Source organism: Acidimicrobiia bacterium (genome assembly GCA_012959995.1).
Taxonomy (GTDB): Bacteria; Actinomycetota; Acidimicrobiia; order Acidimicrobiales; family MedAcidi-G1; genus MedAcidi-G2B.
Genome location: DUCC01000001.1, coordinates 1 through 8847, shown reverse-complemented (window position 1 = coordinate 8847; position 8847 = coordinate 1). Strand labels below are relative to the sequence as shown.

Annotated in this window: 13 protein-coding genes and 1 pseudogene; 10 read left to right on the top strand and 4 right to left on the bottom strand. The window is 52.7% G+C overall.

The genetic code is table 11. The annotated features are described in order from the left end of the window. The first annotated feature begins 231 nt into the window (after nt 1–231). The 3 genes and pseudogenes from EYQ49_00070 to EYQ49_00060 all read left to right on the top strand — a co-directional run bounded on the left by EYQ49_00070 (nt 232) and on the right by EYQ49_00060 (nt 2531). Nucleotides 232–950 (top strand): annotated as a pseudogene (locus EYQ49_00070) (nitroreductase family protein). Between the two features lie 194 nt (nt 951–1144). After that, the gene (locus EYQ49_00065) at nt 1145–1678 is read left to right on the top strand and encodes a hypothetical protein (GenBank protein HIG24273.1); all 534 of its coding nucleotides are present in this window, start codon (nt 1145–1147) and stop codon (nt 1676–1678) included. 49 nt (nt 1679–1727) lie between these two features. Continuing rightward, nucleotides 1728–2531, top strand: a complete 804-nt coding sequence (locus EYQ49_00060; protein ID HIG24272.1) for an SDR family oxidoreductase — start codon at nt 1728–1730, stop codon at nt 2529–2531. A gap of 22 nt (nt 2532–2553) precedes the next feature. Here EYQ49_00060 and EYQ49_00055 read toward each other — a convergent pair whose 3' ends face one another. Together EYQ49_00055 and EYQ49_00050 are read right to left on the bottom strand one after the other, a co-directional pair. After that, nucleotides 2554–3621 carry a hypothetical protein gene (locus tag EYQ49_00055; GenBank protein HIG24271.1) on the bottom strand — a complete coding sequence of 356 codons (1068 nt, stop codon included), beginning with the start codon at nt 3619–3621 and terminating at the stop codon, nt 2554–2556. 27 nt (nt 3622–3648) lie between these two features. Then, nucleotides 3649–3843 carry a hypothetical protein gene (locus tag EYQ49_00050; protein HIG24270.1) on the bottom strand — a complete coding sequence of 65 codons (195 nt, stop codon included), beginning with the start codon at nt 3841–3843 and terminating at the stop codon, nt 3649–3651. A gap of 116 nt (nt 3844–3959) precedes the next feature. On the opposite strand from EYQ49_00050, the gene EYQ49_00045 reads away from it, so the two are divergent. From EYQ49_00045 to EYQ49_00035, 3 genes are all read left to right on the top strand, one after another. Beyond that, complete coding sequence (locus EYQ49_00045) at nt 3960–4190, top strand: hypothetical protein (GenBank protein ID HIG24269.1); 231 nt, start codon at nt 3960–3962, stop codon at nt 4188–4190. Continuing rightward, on the top strand, nt 4187–4588 hold the full coding sequence (locus EYQ49_00040; GenBank protein HIG24268.1) for a type II toxin-antitoxin system VapC family toxin: 402 nt from the start codon (nt 4187–4189) through the stop codon (nt 4586–4588). The genes EYQ49_00045 and EYQ49_00040 overlap by 4 nt, the downstream gene beginning before the upstream one ends. 117 nt (nt 4589–4705) lie before the next feature. Further along, nucleotides 4706–6136, top strand: a complete 1431-nt coding sequence (locus tag EYQ49_00035) for a hypothetical protein (protein HIG24267.1) — start codon at nt 4706–4708, stop codon at nt 6134–6136. A 10-nt stretch (nt 6137–6146) separates the two neighbouring features. On the opposite strand, the gene EYQ49_00030 is transcribed toward EYQ49_00035, so the two are convergent. Further along, complete coding sequence (locus EYQ49_00030) at nt 6147–6578, bottom strand: nitroreductase family deazaflavin-dependent oxidoreductase (GenBank protein ID HIG24266.1); 432 nt, start codon at nt 6576–6578, stop codon at nt 6147–6149. A 161-nt stretch (nt 6579–6739) separates the two neighbouring features. Here EYQ49_00030 and EYQ49_00025 point away from each other — a divergent pair, with 161 nt between their 5' ends. Further along, complete coding sequence (locus tag EYQ49_00025) at nt 6740–6982, top strand: hypothetical protein (GenBank protein HIG24265.1); 243 nt, start codon at nt 6740–6742, stop codon at nt 6980–6982. Between the two features lie 14 nt (nt 6983–6996). Then, entirely contained in the window at nt 6997–7251 is a 255-nt protein-coding gene (locus EYQ49_00020) for a hypothetical protein (GenBank protein ID HIG24264.1), read from the top strand. Between the two features lie 243 nt (nt 7252–7494). Here the strand turns inward: EYQ49_00020 and EYQ49_00015 are convergent, their stop codons facing one another. Then, nucleotides 7495–7887 carry a transcriptional regulator gene (locus EYQ49_00015; GenBank protein HIG24263.1) on the bottom strand — a complete coding sequence of 131 codons (393 nt, stop codon included), beginning with the start codon at nt 7885–7887 and terminating at the stop codon, nt 7495–7497. Nucleotides 7888–8014: 127 nt separating this feature from the next. Here EYQ49_00015 and EYQ49_00010 point away from each other — a divergent pair, with 127 nt between their 5' ends. After that, on the top strand, nt 8015–8569 hold the full coding sequence (locus EYQ49_00010) for a polyisoprenoid-binding protein (protein ID HIG24262.1): 555 nt from the start codon (nt 8015–8017) through the stop codon (nt 8567–8569). A 167-nt stretch (nt 8570–8736) separates the two neighbouring features. Then, nucleotides 8737–8847 (top strand): dioxygenase (locus EYQ49_00005; protein HIG24261.1); only part of this gene is annotated, 111 nt, incomplete at its 3' end.

Here is an 8847-nt window from a genome sequence, read left to right as displayed (position 1 = left end):
CTAGAAGGGTACGGCTCTGACTCAATTTCTTTTTCAAGTCGCCTTAGTCCCCTTCGTTGTAGTGCTTTCACTGCACCCAACAAGGCCCACACCGCCGCCCCCCTAGATGAAACATGGGGTCGGACCCCATGTTTCAGGGCCGGGTGGTTCGGCGCCATGCTGGAGTGGCCTGGCAGCGAGAACATCGATTTACCGAAATGCCGGCCGGTGAAGAAAGTGCCAGGCTTGAAGATGACCGCTGAGTATCAACACCCTTACCCACCGGTAGCACTTGAAGCCGCCTATCCATTTGTGGAGTACCAGTCGGCCCGATTCTCTGAAGCAGAGATGTTGACTCGCGGGAAAGACTTTTATGCGGAGGTAGACCAGCGGCGTAGCGTGCGCATGTTTAGCGATGCGCCAGTGTCTCGTGAGTTGATCGAACTGGCGGTTAAGGCCGCTTCGACGGCGCCTTCCGGGGCGCATAAACAACCTTGGACTTTTGTGGCTACTCAGGATCCGGCAGTGAAGGCGGCTATTCGGGAGGCCGCCGAAGAAGAAGAGCGGGTCAACTATTTAGAGAACCGCATGAACGAAGAGTGGCGAGAGGCTTTGGGACCTTTGAGTACCGACCACCACAAAGAGTTTTTAGAAATCGCCCGTGGATAGTGGTGCTTTTTGAACAGCGCTACGAACAGCGAGTTGACGGTTCGAAAGGTAAAAACTATTATGTGAAAGAAAGTACGGGAATCGCCGCAGGAATTTTTGTTACGGCACTGCATCACATGGGGTTGGCCACCCTGACCCCTTCACCTATGGCTTTTTTGCGCCAGGTGTTAGGCCGACCAGATAATGAACGACCTTTTGTGTTGTTTCCGGTGGGCTATCCCTTGGCGGGGGTCAAGGTGCCGGATATTAAACGAAAAAGTTTAGACAAAGTTTTTGTGGAGGTCACTGCCGAAGACGGTTAGCCTCAACGCACTGGCGGCTGGCTGAGGAGCTACCGCTGGACATGGTTATTCCCAATCATGCAGATGCCCCCGCCCCTTGGGTGGGGGTTTTCTGCTTCTTGTTTGACCCATCCTCTCTGCCCGATGTTCCATTTCAGCGAGTGGAGTAGGGTGCAAGGGTGGTAGAAAAAGTGGCGGTGCCCAGAAAACATAATGTGCCTAAGTCTGTTTTTGTTTCTGCTTTGCTCATCATGTTGGGAGGGGTGGGTTTTATGGTGATTGTTCTCTTTGGCTCGTCTCCCGGGAAACCCAATTTGTTTCTTGGTGCGGTTTCTTTTGGCGTCCCCTTTGTGGCGGTGGGGGTTTCTGCGCTCATTGGCTTCAAACAAAATAAACCCATGTATGCGGTAGTGCCCGCTTTGATTATGTGGCCGATGGTGGCCGTTACTTTTTTTGGTCTACCTCTTTTAATTCCTGCCGTCATTTTATTTACTAAGGCAATAACCGAACCCATTGACAAGCGAACAGCTTGGGGGTCCATTACTGGGTCGTTGATGGTGATGGCATCTTTTTTCTATTCGATTTTGCATCAAGACCCGGCTGCGTGGAGCGATGGAAAGTTTCAAAACACCTCAAGCAACATTCGTTCTTTTAGCGAGTCAATGATTATTTTTTTCTGTGCACTGGTCTTGATAGGGGCCGCATGGTTTGACCCGGCCCGGTCAGAAAGCAGCCCGTCAACGGTTTGAGCGTTTGCCCGGTGGGTCTCGGAAATAAATCTTCTCGTAAACTCTGGCTATGAAAAAAACACCGCAATCAGATGCTCCTTTTTTACGCTCCGTGGAAGGCCATGTGGTGCTTATAACGGGTGCCGCTTCAGGTATAGGTTGTGCCACCGCCCGCCTTTTCTCAGGCCAAGGAGCCAAGGTGGCCGTCACCGATCTTCACCAAGAAGAAGTTGATGCGGTGGTAGCGAGCATCACGGCCGCCGGCGGGCAAGCCAAAGGGTGGCCGCTTGACGTAACCGACTCCGAAAGAATCCGACAAGTGGTTAAAGAAGTGGCAGCATGGGGTAACTGCGAAGAGCCCTGCCTTGATGTGTTGGTAAATAATGCCGGGGTCTCGCGGCCGGCAGCCATTGATGCACATGATTATGAAAAGATTTGGGAAGTTTCGCTTTCGGTAATGCTCACCGCTCAGATGCGAATGATCCGCGCCGCGCTGCCCTTTTTGAGAGTTGCTAAGGCGGCTCGAATAATCAATATTTCCTCCACTGAAGGAGTGGGTGGCTCGGCAGGTGCAGCCGCTTACACCGCGGCAAAACATGGGGTGGTGGGCTTGACTCGTTCTTTAGCAGTGGAGTTAGGGCGAGAAGGGATCACCGTAAACGCAGTGGGCCCTGGGCCTATAGAAACTGGCATGACGGCGGAGATTCCTGATGAAATGAAAGAAAAGTTTGCCCGCCGTCGGGTGCCTTTACGGCGTTACGGCAAGCCAGAAGAGGTCGCTCATGCGATACTGAATCTGGCGCTCCCCGCTTCGTCTTACGTCACCGGCCACCTGTTGATGGTTGATGGCGGCATGACCATTAAAAATAATTAACGCTGGCTAAGGGTTTTGCCGGCTACCGGCAGGGGTTGCTGGTTTCGAGAATTTCTTGTGCGGTGACTACCGGTATGCGCTGGTCGGCAAAAATCTGCAACACGGCATCAAGGTAGTCCCGGTCGGTGCGGTAGTCATCGCTGGATTCGTTGCGAGGCGTTGCGGTGTATTCACGAGCATGAAAGACCACGCCAAGGTTTACTGCTGTCTGGGCATGGTCGCCGACGGTTACTTGAATAATTTCATGAGTCAAGGCCGCCAAGTTGTTGTCGGTCTGAATGCGGGCAAAGGCCCCCACATTAAGTTGGGCATGGCCAAGTTCGGCTACCAAATATTGCCCGGGCTGGCCGGCATAACTATTTCCGTAATCGGTAGCACAACGAGGTTGAGTGATGAAGCGGTGGTCGGGGTGACCGTCGGTGTTGTCGGCCATGATGCCGGTAGCGAAGTTGACTCCGGGCTGCCATTCGGCGGCTCGATAAAGGCCATCGGTGTTGGGGCCCTGGGCAGCGATAGTTATTGGTGGCAGATTAAGAGAAAGGACAAGATCTTGCACCTTGGCAAAAGCATCGGCCACCGACCCCCGTGAGGCAGCGCCCCGGCAAGGGTTTTTGATGTCGGTATACCCATCGGGAGAGGTGTGCCCGCAGGTGTGGTGATGAAAGCCCAGTTGATGCCCATTGTTGACCCAGGTTTGTAAAGAGGTTTGGCGAGCGTGGTCGGCGGCCACCAGGTCGGCCCAATCAGAAGACATCAACAAAGTGAGTTTATGACCAAAAGTATCGGCGATGGCTATCAGGTTTGACAGGCGTTCCCAGTTTTGGGCCGTGGCGTGGATAACGGTGGGGCCCGTGGGGTCCAAGTGAATAGCCACCATGGCTTGGGTGTTTATGGGTACGGGAGGTGCCGTGTGCCAGCCAAGCTTGATAGTGGTAGTGGTTTGATGAGCCGGAGCAGTGCCGCTGGCCAGCATGGTGATGCTGGTGGTGGATGTGGTGGCTGCTACAGGTTTGTTGTCAACGCCCGCGCAGGCCGAGAGGACCAAGTAGGAAGCCAGGAGGGATCCCGGTATTTTTAGTTGAAACCACATAACCCGAGCGTAGGCGGGGTATGAGGTTTAGGCCACCGAGCAAGACATGTCGGCGCCGCAACACATGGGGGATTTGATTTTTCCGTGCCCGTTGGGGCATTTTGAAACTTGAACCGTTGAACCGTCGTCTTTGGTAAGCACATCGTTGACCAGGGGGGCGTCACAGGCTCCACAGGTTGCGTTGACGGTCATTTCACAAGATGGGCATGAATAAGTAGGCATAGCGTTTCCTCCGCTTGTTACGAAAACAGATAATGCCACAAGAAGAGCATCAAGTGGGGCATCAAGTGGGGCACCGTGTGCTACGGGTATACGTATGACCATGTTATGGTATGCGTATGCCGAACCGAACGATCTACTTGCCAGAAGAACTTGATGAAATGAGTAGAAAGCTTGAACTCAATTTATCGCAACTTACTCAAAAGGCTATTGAAGATTTTGTGTCCGACCACGAGGAAGAAGCGATTCAGGTACAGCGGGAAATCGTTGAAGCGAAAATCAGAGCATTAGAACTTGTTTGGCCGAAAAATCATCTTGCTAAACAACGAGCGGAGGCAGGAGAACGGTGAGCGTAGTCGTTGACGCAAATGTTGCAGTAGCAGTTTTGGATGCCGCCGACCCTTTTCACAAAGTTGCCTTAGATCGTTGTTTGAGAGAAAAGAAAATACATGTTCTAAATGTCACTTGGGCTGAAGCGCTGGTACTGCCGGCAAAATTAAAGAGGTTTGAAGAAGCCGGAGCGGTGCTGGTTGGGGTTGGGTTTTGCGTAGAAGTGGTTTCTGACGAGGTTGCTGATTTGGCGTGTCATCTGCGGGCAAAATATGGGAACAAAAACTTTCCTTTGCTCGACGCACTGGTGGTGGCTTTGGGAGTTCACTCAGGCTCATCGGTTGTTACTTGCGACGCAAAATGGCCTCAGATCAGTGAAGCGAAGATTGAATTGTTGTCTCCGTTGCCGAGTATCTAACCCCGAAAATAAAGCACGCGGCTAGATGAAATGCCTACGGCAAGGCCAAAAGAAGATGCTAGGGGCCGAGGAATTTGGTAGTTAGTACTGCGGTGACGACCGAGGTAGCCTAGTTTGATGTTTGAGAATTTTAACCCCGCCAAGTTGTCGTGGAAAACGGTGATCAAACGAGCAGCAGGCTCACCCCGAGATTGGGTCCCACAGGTTTCTAAGTTTCATGTCCCTCGTTTTAATCGCACCTGGGTTGGCCCTTTGCTGATCGTCGTAACGGCTGTGGTGGGGTTTCCCGTATTTGTGGGTGCACAGGGTGAAGACGGCAGCGCCACTTTTGGGCTGTTCATCGGGTCTGTTTCTATAGTGTTAATGGCCTGGAGTTTTGTTCTTTCTTTGCGCCCCCGGGCGTTGGAACCACTGTTTGGTGGCCTTGACATGATGTACCGATCGCATCGCTGGGCCGGAACTTTGGCTGTGGTGGCCATGTACTTGCACACCAGTGTGGAAGCAGAGATTGAAGGCGGCATCGAAGGCGCTTCGGAGTCCGTTGCTGATATGGCCGAAGATTTAGCTGGCAATGGCCAAACGATGCTTTATATTTTGGTGGGCATCAGCCTGATCCGTTGGATTCCCTACCGCTACTGGCGCTTAACCCACAAACTTTTGGGCGTGCCTTTCGCTTTTGCTTGCTTCCATTTTTATGCCACCGAAAAACCGTACGCCAATGGATCGGGTTGGGGCTGGTATTTTGGCACCATCATGGTGCTGGGTTTGTTGGCTTATTTCGGTCGAGTGGTGGGCTACGACATGATGATTCGCGGCAAGCGCTATCAATTAGCCACGGTGTCTCGCCATGGAACAACTACCGAACTTTGTCTTTCTCCTAAGGGGCGAAAACTTAAGCATCATCCAGCGCAATTCGCCACCATAAAGTTGCAGATCAAAGACATGAGTGAGCCTCATACTTTCACTATTGCTTCGGCGCCTCACGAACCCGACCTTCGGTTCTTTATCCGAGACTTGGGTGACTGGACAGGGCGTTTGCAAAATATGGATTTAGTTGGCTCCGAAGTGTATGTGGAAGGACCGTTCGGCGAGTTCGCTCCATTACCGAAGAAACCGGCTCCCACCTATTGGATAGCCGGTGGGGTAGGCATCACCCCGTTTTTGAGTATGACAGAAACGCTTTCGCCAGCAGAGTTAGCGGAGCGCCCGGTACTTCTCTACTGTGTGCGTTCACGAGAAGATGCTATGGCGACAGCTGTTCTTGAGCGGGCGGCCGCAGATGGGCGGATTCGTTTGGAGTGGTTTGAAAGTTCAACCGGCCGCCGGTTTAGTGTAGAAACATTTTCTGAACTCCTCAGGGGCAAAAGCTTGGTCGGTGCCCATATTGCGGTGTGCGGGCCCAACGGGCTTATCCAAACGGTCAAAAGCATTGCTCATGACCAAGGAGTGAACCATGTGGAAACCGAATCGTTTGACTTCCGGGGCGGCTTTGGCCCCGACCTTTCGGTGACCATTGAAGAACTTATTGGGCGTTCGGAAGAAGAGTAGTTCTTGTTTTTTAGGCCAGAGGACGCAGTGCAATGAGCGGTATTTCTCGGTCGGTTTTTTCTTGGTAACCGGCGTAACCCGAATACTTTTCGGTGATGAGCGGCCAAAGGCGGGCTCGTTCTTCGGGAGAAACTATTTCGGCCATCATGGGGTGCTCATCAGCGTCTTGGGTGGCTACTTGCACTTTGGGGTTTTCTTTGAGGTTATGAAACCAAGCCGGGTGGGTGTCGGCGCCGCCTTTGGAAGCCACAACAACCATGGTGTCGCCTTCTTGGATGGGGGAGGTCAACATGACGGTGCGAGGCTGACCCGAGTGGCGTCCGATGGTGGTGAGTTTGAGTACCGGCATTTTGCCGGTGGTCCAACCGGCCTTGCCGCCGGTGACTTTTATTAGGCCGCGGTGAATACTGTTCATGGTTTTTAAAGAACGGTCGGAAGGCATGGTGCTCCTAAAAAGGGTTGAGGGTTACGGGGAGTATAGGAGCAGTATGGCGGAGGCTATGAAGCAAGACGAGGGTTTGATTGTCATTGGGGAGAGGCCTCGATGGGCATTTAAGCATGACGGATGCTTGGCCAAAGCTTGGGTCAAGTTAATCTGAGGCCATGCCTATATCACGGTTATTTTCTGGGGGAACCATTCGTACGATTTCGACCGCTGGCTTGGCGGAGGCTATTTTGGTTATGGGTGACTGTATAACTGCGGTGGGGACCCTTGAAGGTTGTGCTGCGCTGGCTCCCTCGGGCACCAAAAAGGTTGATTTTGCCGGGACGACTTTGTTGCCGGGTTTTGTGGACGCCCATACTCACCCGCTGATGTTGGCCAATGTGCTTCCTGGGCTGATTTAACCGGTGTAGCTAGTATCGACGAGGTGGTGAAGCTGCTTCGTGAACACGGTCGGTTCTTAGAAGGCGGGCTGATTCGTGGTTTCGGCTATGACCATCACCGTTTGGGCAACAACGATGCCCATCCCACCACTAATGACCTTGACCGGGTATCTCAAGACCTCCCGGTAGAGATAATGCACAGTAGCGGCCACGGCTATGTGGTTAACCATGCGTCATTGCAAGCGGCGGGCGTAGACGCCGCCACGGTAACCCCGTCGGGTGGCGCATAGATCGCGACAAAGCGGGCAACCCAACCGGAGTCATTTTTGATGCTGCTTGCGACTTATTAACTGGGCCCGGTGGGGTCAAGATCACCAATCACGCCCGAACCTGCATCTTGGCGAAACTCCGGGGGTGAGGAGGATAAATCCAGTGCGACTCAGACGACCGGGTGGACGGTCAGGTATTTGTAGAACCTTTTGTTCCGCGCATGAATCTAAATCGTTGTAGGCGCCACAGCCATTGGGCTGGCGTTATAGGATTGGCGTATCTTCGCGTTGATCGTAGTCGTTGCGGGCATTGTCAATAAGGTGGCGATTGTGTTCGGCCCAGTTAACGAGGTTATTAATTGTCTTCGAAAGGCTTAGGCCTAGGTCGGTGAGGGCATAGTCAACGCGTGGGGGGACGATGGGGTACACGGTACGCGTAACAAGGCCGTCGCGTTCAAGGCCACGTAGGGTGACGGTAAGCATGCGTTGGCTGATGCCGGCAATGTCGTTTCTTAGTTCGGTGAACCGTTTGGTTTGAGAGGTGAGAAGGTGCAATACGAGAACAGACCATTTATCACCGATGCGGTTGAGTACGTCGCGTACTGGGCAGTCATTGGGTGCGAGTTTATTGTCGGGTAGTGCTGCTTGTTGAACCATGGTTCTTTCTGTGTGACTGAGGCATGTTGAAGTGCCTTATGGCGTCTTGTTTTTAATTACTTATGATGCTGTCTGTTATTAAAAGTAACTATAACACTAATCGTGTGGACACTATTTAGGAGGAACTATGAAAGAAACAGAAACGCTTCCCGGCTATACGGTTGGCACATGGAAGCTAGATGAAGCTCACACTGATGTCGGTTTTAGCGTGCGGCATCTGATGGTCTCTAAGGTTCGGGGTAGCTTTAGTAATATCTCGGGAACGATCACTACCGCCGCGGACCTGATGGAGTCTTCAGCTGAGTTGACGGTGGATCTCGCTTCAATAGATACCCGTAATGCTGACCGTGACACCCATTTGCGTTCGAGTGATTTCTTTGATGCTGAGAGTCATCCAATGATGACATACCGGACCACATCGTTGCGCCGCGATGGCGAAGATTTTGTAGTCGAGGGTGATTTGACGATAAAGGGCGTGACTCTACCGGTCGCATTGACCGTCGAATACAACGGCGTCGGTGCGGACCCTTGGGGCGGCACTCGGATTGGTTTGTCGGCGCGAGGTGAAATCAACCGAAGCGACTTCGGTATCTCCTTCAACATGCCCTTAGAGGGCGGTGGGGTGATGGTTGGTGAACGGGTGCAACTTGTCATTGAACTCGAAGCGGTTCTGGACGCCTGAGCGGATCAGTTAAAGAGGGTTTATGTTTAGCGCAACTGTTGTTGTTTTGGGTGTGATTTTATTGTCGGTTTGCTGCTTCGCAGGAACTGCCACTGCCCCTATCCGCATTCAAAACAACCAGTTCGCGGCACTGCATTTAGTCACTGCCAACGCCTAAGGTGAGCGTAATGAGTACCTCTGTTGCTGGCCGTCTACCGACGGTGTTCATACCTCATGGTGGCGGCCCGTGTTTCTTCATGGACTGGACTATGGGCCCCGCAGACACATGGGATGAACTG